General features: G+C 53.4%; 19 protein-coding genes. 15 read left to right on the forward strand and 4 right to left on the reverse strand.

Going from position 1 to position 22,204, the window contains the following annotated elements; genetic code table 11:
- The first annotated feature begins 14 nt into the window (after positions 1-14).
- The 10 genes from AC6I8N_RS24085 to AC6I8N_RS24130 all read left to right on the forward strand — a co-directional run bounded on the left by AC6I8N_RS24085 (position 15) and on the right by AC6I8N_RS24130 (position 14,106).
- Entirely contained in the window at positions 15-995 is a 981-nt protein-coding gene (locus AC6I8N_RS24085) for a helix-turn-helix transcriptional regulator (RefSeq protein ID WP_497831187.1), read from the forward strand.
- Entirely contained in the window at positions 992-2,224 is a 1,233-nt protein-coding gene (locus tag AC6I8N_RS24090; RefSeq protein WP_497831188.1) for a hypothetical protein, read from the forward strand. The genes AC6I8N_RS24085 and AC6I8N_RS24090 overlap by 4 nt, the downstream gene beginning before the upstream one ends.
- Positions 2,221-4,197: a hypothetical protein gene (locus AC6I8N_RS24095; protein WP_497831189.1), complete on the forward strand. Its 1,977-nt coding sequence runs from the start codon at positions 2,221-2,223 to the stop codon at positions 4,195-4,197. Before AC6I8N_RS24090 ends, AC6I8N_RS24095 begins: the two co-directional genes overlap by 4 nt.
- Positions 4,190-6,724, forward strand: a complete 2,535-nt coding sequence (locus tag AC6I8N_RS24100) for a helicase-related protein (RefSeq protein WP_497831190.1) — start codon at positions 4,190-4,192, stop codon at positions 6,722-6,724. The genes AC6I8N_RS24095 and AC6I8N_RS24100 overlap by 8 nt, the downstream gene beginning before the upstream one ends.
- A 2-nt stretch (positions 6,725-6,726) precedes the next feature.
- Positions 6,727-9,093, forward strand: coding sequence for a dynamin family protein (locus AC6I8N_RS24105; protein WP_497831191.1), 2,367 nt, complete (start codon positions 6,727-6,729; stop codon positions 9,091-9,093).
- Complete coding sequence (locus AC6I8N_RS24110) at positions 9,090-9,995, forward strand: diguanylate cyclase regulator RdcB family protein (RefSeq protein ID WP_497831355.1); 906 nt, start codon at positions 9,090-9,092, stop codon at positions 9,993-9,995. The genes AC6I8N_RS24105 and AC6I8N_RS24110 overlap by 4 nt, the downstream gene beginning before the upstream one ends.
- Positions 9,992-11,077 (forward strand): patatin-like phospholipase family protein, encoded by a 1,086-nt coding sequence (locus AC6I8N_RS24115; protein WP_497831192.1) that lies wholly within the window; start codon positions 9,992-9,994, stop codon positions 11,075-11,077. The genes AC6I8N_RS24110 and AC6I8N_RS24115 overlap by 4 nt, the downstream gene beginning before the upstream one ends.
- Positions 11,078-11,182: 105 nt before the next feature.
- Entirely contained in the window at positions 11,183-11,959 is a 777-nt protein-coding gene (locus tag AC6I8N_RS24120; protein ID WP_497831193.1) for an alpha/beta fold hydrolase, read from the forward strand.
- 66 nt (positions 11,960-12,025) lie between these two features.
- Complete coding sequence (locus AC6I8N_RS24125) at positions 12,026-12,703, forward strand: heavy metal response regulator transcription factor (RefSeq protein WP_208727112.1); 678 nt, start codon at positions 12,026-12,028, stop codon at positions 12,701-12,703.
- Positions 12,700-14,106, forward strand: coding sequence for a heavy metal sensor histidine kinase (locus tag AC6I8N_RS24130; RefSeq protein ID WP_208727349.1), 1,407 nt, complete (start codon positions 12,700-12,702; stop codon positions 14,104-14,106). The genes AC6I8N_RS24125 and AC6I8N_RS24130 overlap by 4 nt, the downstream gene beginning before the upstream one ends.
- A 5-nt stretch (positions 14,107-14,111) precedes the next feature.
- Here the strand turns inward: AC6I8N_RS24130 and AC6I8N_RS24135 are convergent, their stop codons facing one another.
- From AC6I8N_RS24135 to AC6I8N_RS24145, 3 genes are read right to left on the reverse strand one after another with little or no spacing between them, the layout of a single operon-like run.
- Positions 14,112-14,822, reverse strand: a complete 711-nt coding sequence (locus AC6I8N_RS24135; protein ID WP_497831194.1) for an ArsR/SmtB family transcription factor — start codon at positions 14,820-14,822, stop codon at positions 14,112-14,114.
- On the reverse strand, positions 14,819-15,211 hold the full coding sequence (locus AC6I8N_RS24140; RefSeq protein ID WP_497831195.1) for an amino acid-binding protein: 393 nt from the start codon (positions 15,209-15,211) through the stop codon (positions 14,819-14,821). Before AC6I8N_RS24140 ends, AC6I8N_RS24135 begins: the two co-directional genes overlap by 4 nt.
- Complete coding sequence (locus AC6I8N_RS24145; RefSeq protein WP_497831196.1) at positions 15,204-15,527, reverse strand: antibiotic biosynthesis monooxygenase family protein; 324 nt, start codon at positions 15,525-15,527, stop codon at positions 15,204-15,206. Before AC6I8N_RS24145 ends, AC6I8N_RS24140 begins: the two co-directional genes overlap by 8 nt.
- A 401-nt stretch (positions 15,528-15,928) precedes the next feature.
- Here AC6I8N_RS24145 and aegA point away from each other — a divergent pair, with 401 nt between their 5' ends.
- The 5 genes from aegA (at position 15,929) to AC6I8N_RS24170 (ending at position 20,924) form a co-directional block, all read left to right on the forward strand.
- Positions 15,929-17,878 (forward strand): formate-dependent uric acid utilization protein AegA, encoded by a 1,950-nt coding sequence (gene aegA, locus AC6I8N_RS24150; protein WP_497831197.1) that lies wholly within the window; start codon positions 15,929-15,931, stop codon positions 17,876-17,878.
- Between the two features lie 388 nt (positions 17,879-18,266).
- Positions 18,267-19,610, forward strand: coding sequence for an MFS transporter (locus tag AC6I8N_RS24155; protein ID WP_021185531.1), 1,344 nt, complete (start codon positions 18,267-18,269; stop codon positions 19,608-19,610).
- A 259-nt stretch (positions 19,611-19,869) separates the two neighbouring features.
- Entirely contained in the window at positions 19,870-20,118 is a 249-nt protein-coding gene (locus tag AC6I8N_RS24160; protein WP_497831198.1) for a hypothetical protein, read from the forward strand.
- A gap of 39 nt (positions 20,119-20,157) precedes the next feature.
- The gene (locus AC6I8N_RS24165; protein WP_497831199.1) at positions 20,158-20,553 is read left to right on the forward strand and encodes a helix-turn-helix transcriptional regulator; all 396 of its coding nucleotides are present in this window, start codon (positions 20,158-20,160) and stop codon (positions 20,551-20,553) included.
- A 5-nt stretch (positions 20,554-20,558) separates the two neighbouring features.
- Positions 20,559-20,924 carry a PAS domain-containing protein gene (locus AC6I8N_RS24170; protein ID WP_497831200.1) on the forward strand — a complete coding sequence of 122 codons (366 nt, stop codon included), beginning with the start codon at positions 20,559-20,561 and terminating at the stop codon, positions 20,922-20,924.
- A gap of 44 nt (positions 20,925-20,968) precedes the next feature.
- On the opposite strand, the gene AC6I8N_RS24175 is transcribed toward AC6I8N_RS24170, so the two are convergent.
- Positions 20,969-22,204, reverse strand: coding sequence for an MFS transporter (locus tag AC6I8N_RS24175; protein ID WP_208727344.1), 1,236 nt, complete (start codon positions 22,202-22,204; stop codon positions 20,969-20,971).

Here is a 22,204-nt window from a genome sequence, read left to right on the forward strand (position 1 = left end):
ACAGGGAATCAAACGTGGCTAAAAGACCCGAGACAATAGAAACCACATTGCTGGCCATCGAGTTATTGCGACGCATTCCGCGCGGCCGAAAAATTACCGCCCGCGAACTGCATGAACAGTTAAGTCATGCAGGCATTGAGCGCGATCTGCGCACCATCCAGCGCCATCTGGAGATGCTGTGTAACCATTTTGATATTGAATGCGACTTACGCAATCGCCCCTATGGTTATCGCTGGTTAGAGAATTCTCGCGGCGTGTCGCTGCCGGTGTTAAACCCGCAGGAATCGCTGCTGTTGGCGATGGCGGAAGCGCACCTCAAACCCATTCTGCCGACCCGGTTGATCAAATCCATGACCGGCTTTTTTACCCAGGCGCAACGCAATCTGCATGCCAGTGGACAAAGCCGTCTCGAAGCGGAGTGGCCAGATAAGGTCCGCGTCGTGGCAACCAGTCAGCCACTGTTGCCGCCCCCCATCGCGGAGGGGGTGTTTGAAGCCGTGAGCGAGGCGCTGTATCTCAATCGCTGGCTAAAACTGACCTACCGTAACGCAGCAGGTCGCGAGAGTAAAAACAAGGTCATGCCGCTGGGTCTGGCGCAGCAAGGGCCGCGTTTGTATCTGGTGTGCCGTTTTGACGGTTACGACAATGAACGCAGCCTGGCACTAAACCGCATTCTGGCGGCCAGCGTCAGCACCTTCAGCTTTGAGCGGCCTGCGGGGTTCAACCTGAAAAAATATGATGATGATGGCCGTTTTGGTTTTGGTGAGGGCCATCAGATCTACCTGACTTTTGAAATTGACCGGGCGGCCGGGCTGCATCTGCTTGAGTCCCCGCTGTCGATCGACCAGACCCATCGCGAAATCCCGCCCGACCGGCTGGAGATTTCCGCCACCGTGGTTGATAGCGCCATGTTGCAATGGTTTCTGGCGGCATTTGGTGATGCGGTAAGTCATGTACAACGCCAACCCGTGACAGAAGGCGATGCCATACGATGAACAGCATGACCTGGGGCTTGTGTGCGCCTGCCACTGTCCCCTCCATCCGCAGAACCCGCACGCTGCAACTGAACGAGATAGCCGCACGTTTCAATCAGCTTGCCGTACCGGGCCTCGGCGGGGTGTGGTTTGCCCGGCAAATCGTTATGGCCTTACAGGGCGTGTGGATTGCGCGCCAGTTAAATAACGGCACCAGCAATATTGAAGCGGCGAACGCGATTGAGGCGCTAAGCTGCTGGAAGGGATATGTTGAGGGAAAACAGAGAGATGCGCGTCTGCGCGGTTTTAACAAGATTCGCAAACTGCATGCCAAAGACCTGACGTTTAACGCTGCCCGGAAACGGACATTTTATGTCACCATTCCAATGCGGATGGGGACGGTTGAGGCGTTACCCGCGCTGGGTTTTGTCACTCCACAACGCAGCTTTAACGCGTTTGACTGCACCGCCACAGGCGAACAACTGCTCAGGCTGGATAAAGGGCAACAGGCGTTGTTCACCCGCTGGATCGCCGCCCCAGACTCGATAGCCACCAGGGCGGTGCAGCCCTCGTACGAAGCGCTGTCATCGGATGCCTGTCAGCTGATTCGAAGCCAACTGCAACACGCGGGGAGCGAAACGGATAGCCAGCGGCGCAGTGCTGCTCTGGCCTGGATGGATCGGCTGCGCCAGTCACGCCCCGCGCGCATCCGTTGGGAAAAGCGTCCGGCAGAGATTACCGTTGAACACTGGCATGATTTGCAAGCCGGCGCGTATTTTTTTGCCACCCGCGCTGCCGCGCTGGAACTGCTGGAACGTCTCGAAGTCGAGATGGCGCAACACCGTTCCGGTGTATGTCACGATTTACGCTCCCCTCTTTCGCCGCCTCTGCTGGATGCGATACAGCATTTGCGCCAGCGCGCACAGGCATTTTTGCTGTTGCAGCATCCTGATGCGGCGGCCAGGCAGTTCTGCCATGAGTGTGACCAGCCACCCGCAGCCGTGTTGCGCGCACTGGTGAAGCGCGATGGCCATATCCTGAAACTCAACGCTGAACAGATTGAACCCGGTAACGCCTTTCGGGGAAATAGCGCTGCTGACACGAACCAGGACGAGGACGTGGTGGAACCGCCATCTGCGCAGGACTTCTGGCCCGAACATCTCTCCAGGCGGATGCACAATCTTTTTTTACTCAATCTGGACCTGCATGGTGAGCTGTCGGCCTGGCTCGATAAGGGGAAAGTCGCATGACCGGTTATGCAAAACTGCCCCCGTCACTGGTCGACTACTTTGATGCGCCTCGCGGCTACACTGGGCATTTCGGCTGGTTGTGCGGCTATTCAGCCAGCGAGGATTTTCTGGAGTCGGCGCTGGATCGCTTCACCGGTCTGAATAAGGCAGCGCGTGCGCATCACGGACATATCAAGCTGGCGCTGTTTCTGGATGCGGGCAATCGGTTTATTTCGCCGCTGACGGTGCCCGGCGTGATGCATTGTCAGATGTCTGCCGCACCGCCACTTAATCTTCTCCATGCCAAAGTCGCGATCCTCGGGTTCAAACCCCATGACGAGCAGCATGGCTGGCGCTTGCGGCTGTTGGTCAGCACCGGCAACTGGACCCGGCAATCCCTGGAGGAGAGTCTCGATCTGGTCTGGTGCCTCGACCTTTCCGCGGAAGCCTTGCATCAGCCGGGAGAGGCATGGCGGCAAAGCTGTGCCGATTTCCGGGCTGCACAGACGCTCTTTGATGAGATTGCCGGTTGGTGTGATACCTCACTGCTTTCTCTGACCATCAATGATCAACCTACCCTCAGCAGCCTTGCACGGCGGGAAGTGGAGTCCTGGCTCAGCCAATGCCGCAAATACGCCAGGGGCACCCCACGGTTGGTGGATAACCGCAGGACATCGCTGTTTAGCCAACTCAAGCGCTGGCTTTCCGATGCGGAACGACAGGGAAAGCGTAATTATCTGGCGATGGGGTCTGGCTTCTATGAAGGCGGTAACGGCTCGGCGCCGCTGGTGCCAGAAAAAATTGTGCAACTGTTGCAGGAAACGGCGGCATTAACCCATAGCGCGCAGATTGATCTGTACGTTAATCCGTACGCCTGCCAGGCCGTCGCCCAGCGTATCGAAGCCTTGCAAGCACAGGGCATGACCATCAGGCCGCCCGCCCAACTCCGCCAGGTTGAGCGCACGCTGCATGCCAAATTCATTTTCAGTGCCAATCATCGCAGCGTGAGCGACATGCTGACACGCGGTTGGTTATATCTGGGATCCGGCAACCTCACCGGACCGGGGTTTATGCAACGCATGAAACCCGCCGTGGGTAATCTGGAGGCGGGGGTGTTCTTTTGCCCTGACCGCCTGGCGAAGACCTCCGCCGGGAAACAGCCAGCAGAGAACACCTTGAGCTGGTTGCTGCCCATTCAATCCGACAGCGACTGTGACGATCTGTCAATTCCCTTGCAGGCTGGTGAGGAGATGACTGAACGCCCTCCTCACTATGCACCGCCCATCAGTGGGTTGCTGTGGCAACCTGGCGCGGGGAATCAGGGGCTGCTTTCCCCACCCTCTGCTTCGCAGATAACGATCACCGTGCTGGATATGGCGGGCGTGCCCTGCCCTGAAGTGACGCAGGGGTTTGTCTGGCAGGGTGAAATGCCACGCAGCGTGAGCATCCGTTGGCAGTCAGAGGGGGTTAGCTTCGGGGCGGATATCCCGGTTATGGATGAACTGGGTCGTATTGCCGCCACGCCGCTGCGCCAACTGAACCTCGATGAGGTGCTTTGGCAGTTAACCCATTTCCCCCAACCACCTGACCTTGATGTTGTTGACCCGGAGGGTGAGCAAGCTGGCCTGCTCCCCGACATGCCGCAAAGTCATCCCGAGGACATGTCACTGACTTCACAACCGATCCGCCAGGTGATGTCCCTGATCGAAGGGATTGCCGAGTGTCAGACCCGTCTGAGTGAAGATCAATGGCTTTACTGGTGCCGTAGCCTTGAGCAAACGTTGCTTCAGGCCAGCGGCAACGCCGATCTGGTCCGTTTCACCGATTTGGGCATTAACCCGTTGAGTGCGTTAAAAGCCGCGCCTTTCCGTCCGGCGTTTGCCGAAAATGACGACAGCTTACCGGGTCAGGATTATTTGCAGATGCTGCGACGTATCGAAACGGCCTGGGGTGTCAGTGATCTGTACGCCTTTACGGAGACAGCCAATGAATAACAGTTTCGCCGGTTGGCCGGTGGTGGCGCAATCACTGCGCGCGGTGGTGAAGAGCGACGTCGCGTTAAATGCCGGGCAGAAAGCGACGTTGTTGGCGATAGCCGCAAGAATTGAGCAGCACGGCGTGATTCTGGCCGATGAAGTGGGTATGGGCAAAACTCGCATTGCCACCACGCTGGCCCAATGCGTTATGGCTGCAGGAGGCCGGGTGGCGATACTGATCCCCGGTGGGTTGGCGGCCAACTGGCGTGCAGAGTTGCAGGTCTCAGGCATTACGCCGGGTGCGCCTTTGTTAAGCCTGCGGCAATACAAAGCGGCCTGGCAGGCGGAGGCGACTTCACGCCCCTGGTTTGAAGAACCCTGCCTGATGATCTCTCATGCGATGGCCAACTGGCGTCTGGGCAGGAACAGCCTTGAATGGCGTTGGGGATGGCTTCCGGCGGTGGTTCACCGCTGGCGTGACAAAACCGATTGTCCCCAATTATCCACCCCTGAACTCAGCCAGGCGGCGCGACTGATTTGCCAGGCGATCCGCCGCCTGCCCGCAGCACATCCAGCCCGCAAGCGAATCAATCAGCTGGTCAAAGAGGTGGGTAATCAGCCCCGATATTCCGAGCAAAACTATGCGGTCGGTTCGCCACAACGTCGCCAGCTTGCGACCAGTGTCGGATTGGGGCTGGGGACCTTTGAGTTAATCATTGTCGATGAAGCTCACAAAAGTCGGGGATCAGACAGCAGCCTCAACCGTTTGTTGGAAGAGGTGATTCAACCGGCTCACGACGCCCGCCGTCTGGCGATCAGTGCCACGCCGATTGAGCTGGACAGCCATCAATGGCAGCAGATGCTGAGCCGCATTGAGGTTAACGCGACACCCCTGCTGCCGGTGATTGGTGAGTATCAATCCGCGGTGGCAGAGATTCGCCATGACTATGCCGACAGTCGGGTACAGCAACGCTATCGTCAGGCCGCTGCCGCTTTCGAGCAGGTGCTTGCCCCTTATCTGCTGCGGCGTGACAAACGTGAAGACGAGTTGGTGCAAAAATTCCATCAACATGCCGGACAGGCTTACCGGCGTGAACAGGAAATCGTGGTGGATACCTTCACCCTGCCGATGAACTGGAAACAGGCTGTCTGTGCCGCAGAAGCGCTCTCCTTTGTCAGTCGATTACATGAAAACAGCAGCGCCAAACGGGTACGGCTGACCTTCGGCAACGGTCATGGCATCTCCTCACTGCTTAATCATCCTCAGGAAGACGAAGATGAGAAGGAACCCGCCGTTGTGCTGGACGACAAACGCCAGCAACGCGCGGCGTGGTGGCAGCAGCGGCTGAGTGCCGCCATGCAGGCGGATGCAGGCGGTTCATTGTTTAACCACCCTGCGATTCTGGCGACCGTAAAAGCCGTCGAAGCGGTCTGGGACAGTGGGGAAAAGGTGCTGGTGTTTGGTCGTTTTACCCAGCCGATGTCTGCCTTAACGAAGTTACTGAATGCGCGTGCCATGTTACGCACGCTGGCGGCGGGTAAAGAATACTGGCCACAGGAAAAAGTGCATGCCGATGAATGGCTTGCCATCCAACATGCCTGGCGTCAGTTGTATCACGGCGAAGCAAACAAGCGTGAAATCGACGACCAACTGGGTAAACAGTACAAAAAACTCGAACAGCAGCGACGTTCGTTGCGCAGTCATCTCCTTTCCCTGTTGAAACAAGGCATTGCTGCTGGCAACGACCTGAGCCTGCAAGCGGTATTCACGGTATTTGAGCAATCGGTGGCGCTTGAGCGGCAAACCAATGATTTGACCAACGTTGCTAATGCGCTCTACGCACTCACCGGTTCCGCAGAGGAGCGGCGTTCACCTTCACATCTTGCTGAAGCCTTTGGCGAGTTGGTGAACGCGGCACGCAACCGTGACCATATCGAGCCGGTTGACGAGGATGAAGATGAGAGCCAACTGGCGGAACAACGCTGGCAACGGGTGCTGGAGATTCTTCAGGAGGAGTTCAGCCGACGCGAAAGTGGCTTTGCCCGACTGATGGACGGCAAAACCTCAACGGCGACCCGTAATCTCCTCAACCTGGCCTTTAACCGCCAGCACAGTCGACCTGGTGTGCTGGTGGCTCAGTCGCGGGTCGCCAGGGAGGGACTGAACCTCCATTTGGCCTGCCGCACGGTGATTATGCTGCATCTGGAGTGGAATCCCGGTGTGGCAGAACAACAAATCGGCCGGGTCGATCGTTTAAATAGCCTGTGGCACAAACTGTTGGACGAGGCACTGGCCGCAGGTAAACGCGGGGCAGCGTTGCCGACGATTAATTTCTCCCCGGTTATTTTCAAAGGCACCTACGACGAACACCACTGGCAGGTTTTACGCCAGCGTTGGGACAATTTACGCGCCCAACTGCATGGCAATCCTTTTCCCGTCAGTGCACTACAAGGGGATGCCACTGGCCGGGAGGTCATGCAGTCAATGCTCGATGCCGCACCGAATTTTTCCCCGCTGCGCAAAGTTAACGTTTACAAGGGTTAGATATGCACGAAACCACCATCGCTCTGCTTTGTGATGAAGCCAGTCGCTTGTTGCAACTGAATATTGATCTGTTGCACAAGATGACCGATGAACCTCAGATGCTGCCAGAGACAAAACCGGGTGACCAGGAACAGTTATTTGATCGCCAGCAAGCGGCGAAGAAGAGAGAAGAACTGGTCGGGGAACAACAAAAAATCGCCCAAAGAGAGATGGTGTTGGCGATTGTCGGCACCATGAAAGCCGGTAAATCCACCACCATTAACGCGATTGTTGGCAAAGAAATTCTGCCTAACCGTAATACGCCAATGACGTCGGTACCGACCCTCATCCGTCATGTGCCAGGTAAGATTACCCCGGATTTAACCGTGCGTAACACTGAGGTGCTGCGGTCGCTGCTGGCTGAGTTAAAGGGAAAAACCGCCGGTGATAAAGCGAGAAAAGGCCTCTTCGGCCTGATGAAAGATGACGAGAAGAGCAGGCTGCTTAATGTTATCCGCGATCAGCACTGGCTACAGGACAATTATCAAGGGGAAGAGGCCATCTTTTCCTTCCTGAACCATCTGAATGATCTGGTGCGTTTATCCGGTAAGCTGAACGTGACTTTTCCTTTTGACGCGTTTAATGAATTCCACGAATTACCGCTGATTGAGGTGGAATTTAGCCATTTAACCGGTATGGATGACAGCCAGGGCACCCTCACCCTGCTGGATACCCCAGGCCCTAATGAGGCGGGTCAACCGCATATCCAGGCGATGATGCGCGAGCAGTTGCAAAAGGCCTCAGCGGTGCTGGCGGTGCTGGATTACACACAATTAAATTCGCTGGCCGACCAGGAAGTACGCAACGAGTTGAATGCGTTCACCGCCGTCGCGGCAGGACGTCTTTTTGTGTTGGTGAATAAGTTTGATCAGAAAGATCGCCACAGCGACGATGCGGAAACGGTGAAACACCAGGTTCCGTTGATGTTTAAGGAACATATGTTGAGCGCCGAACAGGTTTATCCGGGATCGTCGCGGCAGGCTTATCTGGCAAACCGCGCACGGAGTACGCTCAATCATGGCGGCCAACTCTCTTCCGATGAACATTGGGTGGCTGATTTTGCTCAACTTGCCTGGGGGCAATGGTGGGATGAAAGTCAACTTACGGATAAGGCACAAACGTTAAGTATTGCTGAGCGGATCTGGCAGAAATCTTTGTTTGATCAATTGATTGCCGAAGTGGTTCAGGCTGCACATAACAAAGCTGCCGCGCTGGCCGTCGATTCTGCGGTGGCCAGGCTGGTGCAAAATGCGCAAGAGGTCAGCGCTTATCTCGCGGTTCGTCATCAGGGACTCAACGCTGACGTGGACGCTTTGCAGCAGCAAATTGATGCGTTGCTCACCGACAGCGCGGCAATCACTTCGATCCAGCATGCTATTGCTGAGGATGTGACCTCCGCCAAACATCGTATTGAACAACAGACGATTGAGTTGCTCGATAACGTGCAGCAGCAACTGGCGGATGAGATTGACTACTATTTTCGTGAAGGTAAGTTACGGGACGAACGCGATCCCCGACAGCAACGTACTGCCTCGCCAACCGAATCGTTTATGCACTTTTTTGCGCAGGGCCATGCCGATGGCAGAGACTTTGATCCCCGCCAGCCGATAGTTAAATTCAGCAGCCGCAAACAAGCTGAAGATTTTATTACCAACGTCGAAAACGCGATGAAGACGTTACTCACCCCGATTGAAGAACAGGTAAAAACCCGGCTGAACGCCATTGTTTCCGGCATTGAGCAGAGTTTCCAGGGTAACGCCATGTCTGCCGTGGCAGGCATCGCGCAGCAAATCAATACGCGCCTTGGCGAGGAGGGTTTCTCGATGACGATCGCGTTCCCCGAGGTTGCCCATTTACAAGCCAATCTGGCGGTGCAAACACGCATCGCTCATCTGCTGGAAGCCAAAAAAATCCGTGAATCCCGTCGTCGTCGTGCTGATGGGGTATGGGGTACCGTGTGTGGCTGGTTTGATTCCAGTGACTGGGGCTGGGAGGACTTCAGCGTTGATGTGGTGCATGCCGAGGCGGATGTCAGAAAAATAAGGGAAGAGATCACCACGCATACCGATCAATATTTTGCGGAGTTGGAAAGCCACATCGAGGCACAAATCATTAATCCGATTATCAACGAAATCAACCAGTTCCTTGAGCAATTCAGAAGCAAAGTGGAGCAATTGCGCAATACGCTGATCCAAAGCACCGAGGATCAACGTGCTGATCAGCAACAACGGCTGCAACTGACCCGCTGCTTGCAGGAGCTGCAACAACTGACGCCGGAATTAATGCGTGACGCCAAAGCGTTAAAAGACGAACTGGGGATGGTTTTCTGATGTCGCTATTTAAACAATGTTTTCCCGAGATGCAGGCATGCCAGGTACTGGAGAGTATTCCCGAAAAGTTTATCGTGGATTTCGCCAACGGTCTTGATGTGGTTGATGATCATCTGCGCCATCAGCAAAACCGTCCCTTTTTCCAGCGGCTTAAAGAGGGGATAAGTGGTCAGTCTGCGGCACGCCAGCAGGCGATCAATGCCGCTGTGCATGACGGATTGCAGGCTTCGCTCACCTGGTTGACAGAATTGACGCTTTCTCAGGCTAAAACCAATTTCGCCGTGTCGCAGGTGAACGATCGGGTTAATGCCCTGATGCAGGACACGGCCAACATCGCCCATTATTCTGCGGATACGCGCGAGTTACTGCTCGAACTGTCCGACAAAGTCCATCTGTGGATGGCAAACAACGATGAACAGTTGAAGCGTATCGACAGCGTTCAGCGCGGTCAGTTGCATCTTGATCGCGTCCTTTCTCAGTGGAGCGCAGGCCGTTATGCCGCCATTCCCATCGCCAGTCGTTGCTACGTCGCGCTGGAGGAGTTGCGTTGGGGGGCATTCGGCGAGGTGATTCGCGACGGTGAGGTGCAACAAAGTCAGCAATTGATCGAAACGCTAAAAAATCGTGTGCTGACGCAGATGGCGCAGGATTATGGCCGGAATGGCCACGCACGCCATGACATCCGTAACTGGTTGAGCTGGCAACAGGATACGCTGCAAACCCCTGACTGGCCGGAAACCCTCAGTTGGCTGGCTGACTGGACTACCGATGTGCGTCAGCCGATGTGCCGGGCAGTGACGCAACCCGGAGCCGCATTGCCGCTGCGCATTCCACGCATTTGTTCAGCAGAACGTATTGCCGATACCCTGGTCGATGAAGTCTTTAGCAAGGAGCACACATGAATCAGACACTTAAGGTAGGACTTGCCCTCTCTGGCGGTGGTGCCATTGGTGCGTATCAGGTCGGCGTAGTCAAAGCCCTTGCTGAATCCGGTACCCAGGTGGATGTGATTGCCGGTGCCAGTATTGGTGCGCTGAATGGCGCGATTCTCGCCTCGTCTCCTTCGCTGGATGCAGGTGCCGCGCGCCTGCAGGAGATATGGCAACACTTAGGCAGCAACAACGTTCTGCAACTGAATAAATCGATCTATCTGCGCTTTATCACCCAGTTTGGTCTGTCTATGGGGCTAACCCCGGTGTTAGGCAAAATGGGTTGGTTGGTCAGCAATTTGATGGCACAACTGGGCGTCTCCAGGCTGAGCACTCTCCAGCAGGATGAATCCTTATTGTCGGATCAGCCGCTGATGGAGTTGATGAACCGGTTTCTGGCACCCGACGAGTTAGCGAGCGGCATTCCGTTGCATGTTTCTCTGTATCCAACGGACGGGGGTATTGCCGATATCCTGCGCTGTTTACTGGCTGAAGTTGGGGTGCGTGAAACCAATGCCTCAGAATTTCAACTCGTGCAGGCGCTGCCAACAGCGCTGCAAAAGGAGGCGCTGTTGGCTTCGGCTGCTCTGCCGTTGTTGTTCAAACCACGCGAGATTAACGGCAAGCGTTACAGTGATGGCGGGATGGGCGGGTGGAGCACCGTACAGGGCAACACCCCGGTCACGCCGCTGGTTGCAGCCGGTTGTAACTGCATAATCGTTACCCATCTGAGTGACAGTTCATTATGGGATCGCCACTCATTTCCTGACACCACGATCCTCGAAATCAGGCCGCGAACCACGTTACGCCGTAATCAAGGGGCGCTGGGTGGCGCGAAAGACCTGCTGGGCTTTAGCGCAGAGAATGTTCAGTCGTGGAGTGAGCAGGGTTATCGGGACACGATCGCTGCACTGGAGCGCATTAAGGCTCCCATGCAGGTGCGTCAGCAGTTACAGGCATCACATACGCGTTGGGATGAAAGCACCTCACACGATAGCGAAAGCCAGGAACGGTTACAGGATGCACTGGCACGGATAAAACCATCGGGACGGTGATGACGGCTGGTTTGTCATTTTTTTGTCATCTTCTTGTCAGCACGTTGTTGGTCCCAGGCGGATAGATTGGCGCATGAACACCTTTGTTGAATTTGAGGATAAATCATGAAATTACGTCATCTCTCCGCCATCGCATCGCTGGTCATGGCGGCGTGTAGCGCCACTGCTCACGCGGATAGCACCACGGCACCACAGGAAGTGAAGAACATCGTTCTGGTCCACGGCCTGTTTGCCGATGGTTCCAGTTGGGGCAAAGTGATTCCCCTATTGCAGGCGAAAGGTTTGCACGTTACGGCGGTGCAAAATCCGACAACCTCGCTGGATAATGATGTTGCCGCCGTCAAACGCGCGCTGGCACAGCAGAACGGCCCGGTTATTCTGGTGGCGCATTCTTACGGCGGTATGGTGATCAGCCAGGCGGGTGATGAGCCAGAAGTCAAAGGCCTGGTTTATATTGCCGCCCGCGCCCCTGAAGCCGGTGAAGATTACCCGGCGCTGACCAAAAAATACCCGGCGGCACCGGCCTCGGCGGGCCTGAAGTGGAATAATGACGGTTATGGTATGTTAACCGAATCAGCTTTCATTCATGATTTTGCCGGGGACCTGCCGACAAAAGAAGCCCTGTCATACTACGCAGTACAGCAGCCGATCGGTAAAGCCATCACCCAGGCAAAAACCACGGTGGCGGCCTGGCATGACAAACCAACCTGGTATGCGGTATCAACCGAAGACCGCACCATCAACCCGGATTTAGAACGCTTTATGGCGAAGCGTATGCATGCACAAACTATCGAACTCAAGTCCAGCCATGTATCGTTGATTTCACAGCCCGTCGCGGTGGCCAACCTGATTATGAAAGCCGCTCACGTCCCAGGCTACTAAGTTATAATGACGCGAATGGGGTGCGCCTCGTACCCTCTTCTCTCCTTGTTACGGGATTGCCATCGTTTGAAAATCCTCATTATCGAAGACGAAGCAAAAACGGCAGCTTACCTGGTGAATGGCCTCAATGAAGCGGGTTACACCGCTGACTGGGCGGCGAACGGTATTGATGGTCTTCACCTGGCGCGGGAAGAAGTTTATGACCTGATTCTGCTGGATGTCATGCTGCCGGAGATGTCCGGCTGGACGGTAATGGAGCGTCTGCGCGCCCACAATCAAACGCCGGTGCTGTTTCTCAGCGCACGCGGTACGCTGGAAGATCGTCTGCGTGGGTTAGGACTGGGGGCCGACGAATATCTGGTTAAGCCATTCTCTTTTGCTGAACTGCTGGCGAGGATCCGCATCATTTTACGGCGAGGTCAACCGATAGCGGAAGCGGAAGAAGTCCTGTCGCTGGGGGATTTGATGTTGGATGTGGCGAAATTTCGCTGTGAGCGTGCAGGTAAGCGTATCACGCTGACCAATAAAGAGTTCAAGCTGCTGCTGTGTTTATTGCAACACCCCGGTCAGGTGCTCTCGCGCACATTCCTCGCTTCCCGCGTCTGGGATATGAACTTTGACAGCGATACCAATGTGGTGGATGTCGCCATCCGCAGATTACGACAAAAAGTTGACGATCCTTTCCCGGTACGGTTGATCCATACCGTGCATGGTGTTGGCTACCGTTGCGAGGTCGAGGCATGAAGCGCGCCTCGCTCACGTTTCGCCTGTCGCTATTGTTAGCCGCTTTTTCTTTCGTGGCATCGGCGGTAATGGGCAGTGCGCTTTACTATGCACTCCGACATCAGCTCTCCCTGCGCGATGACGCGGCGCTGGTGTCCCGCATTGACCAAATCAGCACCTTGTTGAAAAATCTCGACGCGCGCCAGTTGATCCGCGAAAAACCGCATCTGTTTGCCAATATGCTGGGCAACACCGAGTCGCTACTGGTAATCCGCTATGTTGACGGTGCAACGTTGTTGGAAGTGAATCCAATGCAGCGCGCAATTCCTGTCGCTACCCCTGTTGCCGCCGGTCAAAAACTCTCACTGGAGGCGGTGCATCATGCAGACAGTGCAGATGGGACACCGATGATTTACATGGCCGCCATCAGCCCCTCGACGAATAATTTGCCACCACTGGAGATTCTGACAGCACGGGTGTTAAGCGACAGAACCCATATTCTTGCCGAGTATCGTAATAATATTTTATTTTTCGCATCGTTGATGGCGGTGATATCCGTGGTGCTCGCGGTTATTTTTGCCCGTCGTGGGGTTTCGCCACTGCGCAGGTTAGCAGATCGTACGGCGCAGATTGGCACCAGGACCCTCTCCTTCCGGCTGAATAAGAACGATGTCCCGACTGAACTGGATACGTTAATTGACCAGACGAATGCCATGCTGGAACGTATGGAACGGGGATTTCAGCAATTGAAGCAGGTGAGTGCGGATATGGCACATGACTTGCGAACGCCCATTACTACTCTGCTGGGGCAGACGGAAGTCGGGCTGAGTGCGACTCGGGATAACGCTTATTATCAGCGACTGCTGGGGTCGAACTTTGAGGAGTTACAGCGCATGTCACGGATGATCGACAACATGCTGTTTCTGGCGCAGGCGGAACAACCTGACCAGGTCATCCAGTGTAGCGATATCGATATCAGTGCAGAGATGGCGCGGATTTGCGCCTATTTCGAAGATCTGGCCGCCGACCGGGATGTGACCCTCCGGACGCACGGCAGCGGTAAGGTATTTGCCGATGCCATGCTGTTGCGTAGAGCGCTGGCAAACCTGCTGTCAAACGCCGTGCGTTTCGCTCGCGCAGGAAGCAAAATTGATCTGATTGCTGAAGCTCTGTCTGATGGGATGAGTATCCAGGTGATTAACCACGGTGAGACGATCGCCCCCTTACACCAGGAGCGGATCTTTGATCGTTTTTATCGGGCTGACCCTTCCCGTAACAACTCGGCGCATTCCAGCGGGCTGGGACTGTCAATCGTCAACTCAATCATGCAGTTGCACCAGGGACGCTGCTGGGTTGAAAGCCGGGATGGTATCACCTGTTTTGGTCTGATGTTCCCCGACGCAAAACGCCTGAATAACGTATAAAACATTCACGGACTCATTACCCCAAACTGCCGCTGTAACGCAATTTTGCCCCTGGCGGTGAAGATCACCTCCCGATATCCGGGCGTGATGGTTATCCATGCTTTTTGCCGGAACAGCGTCAGCAGTGCCGCACCGGCATCCCCTCCCAGATGAAAGCGTCTTTCGCTCCAGTCGAGGCAGGCACAGCAAGCTTTACGCCGGGATAAAGGATTCAGCACCGCGCCCAGATGCAAAAAATGGGTTTTGCCCGCAGGTGTCAGTGCTGCACCGCCGGGTTCCAACCAGCCTTCCTGCTGCATAAAGTCGTAAATCTTCACAGCGATTTCACCTGCGAGGTGGTCATAGCAGGTTCTGGCATGGCGAAGATGCCGCGGTGTTCGTGATACCGCTGACGTGCCGGGGGTTATCGTCACGCCCATCAGCGTTTCCAATAGCCCGGCAATTTCACGTCCGGCAAGGCGATAATAGCGATGTCGCCCTTGTGTCAGGCAGAGGATTAGCCCGTTACTGAGCAGCCGCGAGAGATGACCACTGGTGGTGGATGGCGCAATGCCCGCCACCGCACTGAGTTCGGTCGCGGTCCAGGCGCGCCCATCCATTAACGCGCAGAGCATACTGACCCTCGACGGGTCAGCTATGGCGGCGGCAACGGCTGACATGGATTGTTCCAGCGAACTCTCCGGCAAGTCATCAGATGCGATATTCAACAGGTTCATGCAGGGGGTGTTTCCCATTCTCGCGTTACTTCGGCGGCCCGTTCATCATTGTCAGTGACAAGAATAAGCCGATTACTGTGATCGCTGTACTGTACCAATATATTCACACCGCTACGGGCAATTGCATCGGCAATTGCCCCCAGTTCTCCGGGATGTTCCTGGCGTAATTTTCTGATCAATGGACGACAAATGTTCCTGACGTCAAAGCCTGCGTCAGCCAGTACCTGAAGCGCTTTTTCACCGTCTTCAACCAAAAAATGAGCATGCCCTTCTTCGGCGGTTGCAAACATCCCTCCCCCTTCCAGGCCAACACCATTTTTACCCAACAGTTTCCCAAAAGCAGCCAGTGAGCCGGGGGTATGCTTAAGAACAACGTGAATATCATACATGCTGTAGCGACTCCTGATCTGACGAGTAATCCCGTAATACGTGGACAACGCGAATTCTGTAAAACGCAAAAATCGAACTTTTACCCTCTTCCTGGGCAGACTGATGCATCAGATTGTCTTTCCAGCGGGCCACCGACGTCTCATCCTCCCACCATGACAGGGAAAGTATCTTTTCGGGATTATTCAGACTCTGAAACCTTTCCAGGGTGATAAACCCTGGCGCATCTGCCAGCAAGGGTTTCAACTCGGAGGCGAGTTGCAAATAGCGCGCCTGGGCAGCGGGTAAGGCTTCTGCTTCAAAAAGAACCGCAATCATTTCAACACTCCATCATTAAGATGGCGTCAGTTTATGCCCGACAGAAAGCGATGCTTCGGTCGGCACCGAAATATGGAAAGTGGTCATAGCAAACAGCTACACAGGAAATGCCAATGTTTTGCGGTTTCCCGATGACATTAGTTACAACAGGCAAAAGGGGGTACAAAAAAAACACTGGTTTGTGACACTGGCGAAAGATGCCCTGCGTCTCACAATCTGGAAAAGTTTCCTGCTGACCGAAGGCGTATTTTAACGGAAATTATTAGGTTGTTGTAACTAAAGGCGCGGCGTTAATATCCTGCTACCGAAAGACCAATATGGGCAAATGAACATTGTCAGTGGCAGGTGTTGCGGATAACCTTAATAACCATAAAATTTAAATGGATATCAGGAAGGTTGTCATGAACCGTTTTATGATGGCAAACAGCCAGCAATGCATCGGATGCCGAGCCTGCGAAGTCGCCTGTGTCATGGCTCATAATGATGAGCAACATGCGTTAACCCCTGAGCAGTTCACTCCTCGTATTACGGTGATTAAACATCAACAACAGCGTAACGTTGTCACCTGTCATCATTGTGAAGATGCGCCCTGTGCCCGTAGCTGTCCAAATGGCGCAATCAGCCGCGTCAATGATTCCGTGCAGGTTAATCAGCAGCTGTGTATCGGCTGTAAATCCTGTGTCATCGCCTGCCCTTTTGGCACCCTTCAGGTGTTAATCACCCCCACTGGCAAAGCCACCGCGCACAAATGCGATCTCTGCCTTGAACGCAGGGATGGGCCGGCCTGTGCGCAAAATTGTCCTACGCATGCTTTGCAACAGGTGAATAACGTTACCCTGACCAAACTGGTGCAATCACGCCGCCTGCGTGCCGCCAGTCAGGAGGCGCAACCCTGGCACCAGGTTGCTGTGCTGCCACCTGTATCTGACCATGCCAAAGTACGGCAAATGAAAGCATCGTCGCCACGGGGAGAAGCAGACAAACTCCCGTTGGTAATGCGCCAACAAAGCTTTGAGGAAATCTACCTGCCATTTCGTGCAGAGCAGGCACAACGTGAGGCTCTGCGCTGCCTCGCTTGTGGCGAGCATAGCATTTGCGAGTGGAACTGCCCCCTGCATAACCACATTCCGCAATGGATAGCACAAGTGAAAGCAGGCAATATCGCCGCCGCCGTGGCGCTTTCACATCAAACCAACTGTTTGCCCGAAATCACCGGTCGCGTGTGCCCGCAGGACCGCCTGTGTGAAGGTGCCTGTACGCTTCACGACGAATATGGCTCAGTTACCATCGGCAATATTGAGCGATTTATCTCTGATCAGGCACTGGCGCAGGGGTGGCGGCCCGATTTAAGCACGGTGCAACAGGTGAATAAACGCGTCGCCATTATTGGCGCGGGTCCAGCCGGGCTGGCCTGCGCGGATGTGTTGGTGCGCAACGGCGTAAGCGCGACAGTTTATGACCGCCACCCGGAGATCGGCGGTTTACTGACCTTTGGTATTCCTTCTTTTAAACTGGATAAAGCGTTACTGGCGCGTCGGCGTGAGATCTTCAGCGCTATGGGCATCCGCTTTGAGTTGAACTGTGAGATTGGCAAAGACATCGCGCTGGAGACATTGCTCAGTGACTATGACGCCGTATTTATTGGCGTCGGAACTTATAACTCGATGAAGGCAAACCTGCCTAACGAAGACGCCCCCGGTGTCTGCGATGCACTCCCCTTCCTGATCGCCAATACCAGACAATTGATGGGGCTGCCACCCGCTGCCGGACAACCATTTATCAACACCGCCGGTCTGAACGTCGTGGTGTTGGGAGGAGGAGATACCGCGATGGACTGCGTGCGCACGGCGCTACGCCACGGGGCGAATAAAGTGACCTGTGCGTATCGTCGCGATGAGGCCAATATGCCTGGCTCCAGGAAGGAGGTGAAAAACGCACATGATGAGGGGGCAGCGTTTGAATTCAACGTACAGCCGGTGCAACTGGAACTGGACGACAGTGGCAAGGTTTGCGGTATCCGTCTGCTGCGTACACAACCGGGTGAGCAAGATGCGACGGGCCGTCGTCGGCCAGTGCCGATTGAGGGAAGCGAGTTTGTCATGCCTGCCGATATCGTGATTATGGCGTTTGGTTTTAATCCTCACGCCCTGCCCTGGCTGGTGAGCCAGAATGTTCAACTGGATGCCCGTGGCCGCATTGCCGCCAACGTTAACAGCACCTACCGTTACCAGACCAGCAATCCGCAAATTTTCGCTGGCGGTGATGCGGTGCGCGGTGCAGACCTGGTGGTGACGGCGATGGCCGAAGGTCGTCATGCGGCACAAGGTATGATGGACTGGCTGGAAATATAAGATGGGGTGTGCAACCGACCAAAATATGAATTAATTGTTTCTGAATATCGATAATAACGGTTAAATTCGCCACATCTGGTGGCGAATTTAAATCCCGACAGACAGTTAATATTTATAAAATATTTGATCGACTTCAAACAAATTTTAAAATGCCGTAAATACCTGAAAAAAATAATAACTTTATTATGCAAATGCACATTGCCTTGTGCCAGGCTAAACCTTATCGTTTTCTGGTGGAGAAATAAATAACAACGTTAAATCAGGATTGATATGTGCAAAGCGACCTGCATTCTTCCAGTGTAAATAATTAATTTATTCCAGGCATCCCTGACTTGAAGAATTCATTATTTACATTTTTAAAATTCTATCAAGTTTAAGGTGGTGCCAGATGGCTCAAGTCAATGAAGTCGGCGATGTTGTTCATGCCAGGAAAACCAATGTCAGGTGGCATGTTGTTATTATTCTGTTTATCATAACCGCCGTGAGTGTTGGCGATCGCTCCACGCTGGCAATTGCCGGTAAAGATATGACCACCTCTCTGGGAATTAACCCTGGTCAGATGGGATGGGTATTCTCAGCATTCGCCTGGGCATACTGTATGGCACAGATTCCCGGCGGCTGGTTACTGGACCGTTTCGGTTCAAAAAAAATCTATCTCTGCGGCCTGTGTTTGTGGTCAGTGTTTACTTTATTGCAGGGTTTTGTGGAAGTTTTCCACGGTTCCACTGCCATCATCTGTTTCACCGTTCTCCTGTTTCTGGTTGGCCTGTGTGAGGCGCCGGTCATGCCAGGAAACAGTCGTTTTGTCGCCGCCTGGTTTCCCTCTAAAGAAAGAGCTACCGCCGCCGCAGTTTTTAATTCGGCGCAATATTTCGCGACGGCGATTTTTGCACCCATAATGGGTTGGCTGACACTGAATTATGGCTGGCAATCTATTTTTATCTTTATGGGCCTGTTGGGTATCATCATTACTTTCTCTGCGGCCAGGGTCATCCATAATCCGTTGAACCATCCCCGCGTGAATGACGAAGAGATTGAGTATATCCGTGAAGGCGGCGCCTTGGTGGATATGGATCAGGGTAAGTCAAAGACAGCTTCCGCATTCAATATCAGCGCCTTCAAGCAATTGGTCACTAATCGCATGTTATTAGGGATTTATCTTGGTCAATATTGCATCAACGTTTTGACGTTCTTTTTCATTACCTGGTTTCCGCTTTATCTGGCAATGGATAAGGGGCTGGATATCAAAACGGTTGGATTTATTGCGGCCATCCCGGCAATTTGCGGGTTTCTGGGCGGATTGATGGGCGGTGTGATCTCGGACCGTATTTTACGCATCACAAAATCACTGTCTATCGCACGTAAAACGCCAATTGTCCTCGGTATGCTGCTCTCCATGGTGATGGTGTTCTGTAACTATGTCGACTCGATTTACCTGGTTGTCTTATTCATGTCACTGGCTTTTCTTGGCAAAGGCATTGGCGCACTGGGATGGGCAGTGATGTCAGATACCGCCCCGAAAGAGATGGCAGGTGTCGCCGGTGGGTTGTTTAATTTGTGTGGTAATTTCGCAGGCATCATTTCTCCGGTTGTCATTGGCTATATCGTAAAAGCCACAGGACATTTTGAATGGGCGCTGGTATTCGTTGCGATCCATGCGCTCATCGCCATTTTCAGCTTTGTGGTCATCGTTGGTCCGGTTAAACGTATTGAACTAAAAAAAGCGCTTTAAGCCCTACCGTGCCACGGATGGCACCGGGTCTGATTCCAGTCAACCTTCTCCTGACAATCCGCATATTTATTTCCTCAGAAAAAAGCCCTTTTCCAAAACAGAGATGGGCGAATTCACTTCCTTTTTTTGTTTTTTTACTAGTTTTTCCCTGATGCTGCTTTTTCAGCTTAAACGTATGCCGTTTCGGTACAGATGTGAAAGGTTGACTTCAGGTAGGGTTGGATTTATGTAGTTCTATGTCAACGGAGAGACAAAATCGATGAAATCATTATCAATACCCCATAATTTAATTCAGATGTTTGAAAATGACACCGTGGTAGGTTGGGCGATAAAAGACCGTACCTCAAAATTTGTCTATGTAAATAAAGCATTCAAGATCTGGCAAACTATCGCCACCTCTTATGATGACGAAGGCCGTAAGATCCACGACGTTCCGGTACCAGTCGCTGAATTTGCCGATATATTTGAGCAGCAGGAAAGGTTTGTAGAAAGCACAGGAACTATTTAAAGAGCCATCACGACGCATATTCAGGGTCGTGAAAAGATAATGCAGCCGGTTTATAATATTCAGGAACCACTTTATGACGAAAGCGGCACATGCATAGACACAATAATAAGCGTAAGACACGTTAATATCCTTACACCTATATCATTATTAAATGGCAAGCTGAATCAACACGCCACTTTTCAAACTCCACCTGATATTTTTACAGAAAAGGAATGGGAAGTAATGTATTTATTACTTTGTAATCTCAGCCTTAAGGAGATAAGTAATGTTCTTGGCATTTCTGTAGATGCCGTGAACGGGAGGCTGAGAAGCTCCTTCAGAAAAACCGGTGTAAACTCATCCGCGACATTAGTTGATTTTTGCAGAACCAGTAGATTTGATAACTATATTCCTCAGTTTTTCCTCAAAAAAGGCCACATCGTCATAACTGGTTGAGAAAAATGGAATTTTACTTCAAAAATTCATTGCTGGGATGGGCGGTAAAAGATCACTCATCCCGATACGTTTATGCCAATGACCGAGCCTGCAATTACTTCAACATCCCTTCTGATAAAATAAACGGGTGTACAGACCGGGATCTGATTAAAGATATTGATAGCGTTTACCACAGCAACATACTCGATGATCAAAAAATTGCCCGCACCGGCAGGATAAGTGTTGTGGTGAAAATCGTGAGAATACGTTGTTGTCAGAAGGCGGGAGCACTGAATACCTCGAGTCTGCTGCAATATTGCTATTGCAAGGGGTGGGATAATTATGTCCCACCTTACTTTTTAAACAAGAGATACCTGGTCATTGAACAATAATGGGACAAGCACTGGCGGACCTTAAGCCCGCCAGCATGTCACCGTTAAAACGGTGCCACCTGCGCCAGACTCACGGGGTGCCGCTGCCGCCACCAGCCAAAGCTCAGTAAAGAAATTCCACCAATGATGACCAGTGCACCCAGCAAGGTGAAGCCTGACATATAACTTCCCGTACGCGCATACAGAATCGCGACCATGAAACCTGCCAGCGTACCGCCACCACCAGCACCAATGCCATTGACGATGCCCGATGCAGCCCCCACCGCATGAGGACGCACACTTGACTGGATGATCGACCAGATATTCGGCGTAAAACTACTGGCGTAATAGCCCATTGCCAGGGTGATCAACGTCATTTTCACCACGGCGCTCTCGACCCACGGCAACAATAGCAACATCGCGCCAGGGATAAGCAGACCCAATGCGGCGATTAAAATCCGCTTACCGGTTTTGTCACTCAGCCATGACATAGGGATAGCCAGCAATACGGCCAGCAGGTAGGGCAGCGCGCTGGCAAATGCCTGGCTCCATCCGGTGAAGCCGAGGGATGTCACCACCATTGGAATCCAGAGCGTAATCCCCCAGAACAACATCCCCTGCGTAAGATAGGTGATGATCAACAACACAAACGACATGCCGCCAAAATCCTCACGAGTCAGACGCACTTTGCGCGGGGCCACCTGCGCCTGCTGCAACGGCGCATCACGCGTATTCAACAGCACGCGAGCATAGAGCGGCACCATCACAAGTAATCCAATGCCGCCACAGAGGAAAAAGAGATTACGCCAGCCCATCATATTGTGTAGCGGTGTCAGGATGATAAATCCCAGTCCGAGCGCTAAAAACTGGCCGTAATAATGGATAAGGCTGTTGGCGCGGGTCAGTTCTGCCGGGGAGAACCACAGCCGCACAAAGCGGGATTGCTGCGGCCAGTAAATCCCTTCCGCCACTCCCAGCACGAAGCGACAGGCGACCAGAAAGGCCACGCTGCTGACCAGGCCGGTGGTGAGGGTAGCCAAAGACCAAAGTGCCATCATACCGATCGCAATGGTTTTAGGGTCAAATCGGGTGGTGAAGATACCGCCGGAAATATTCGCAACGATATAACCGATGAGAAAAGCCGTCAGTACCAGGCTTGAGGTGGTGGCAAACCCAGCTCCGCTAAAACCGAGATCCTGAGCCACGTCCTTCAGCGTAACGGAGAGATTAGTGCGGTCGATGTAAGAGATAAACATACCCAACATCAGCGTACCGCCAATACGTAACCATGGAGATTGCAT

The sequence above is a fragment of the Pantoea sp. X-Soil-TKNS-1279 genome, from assembly GCF_059730565.1.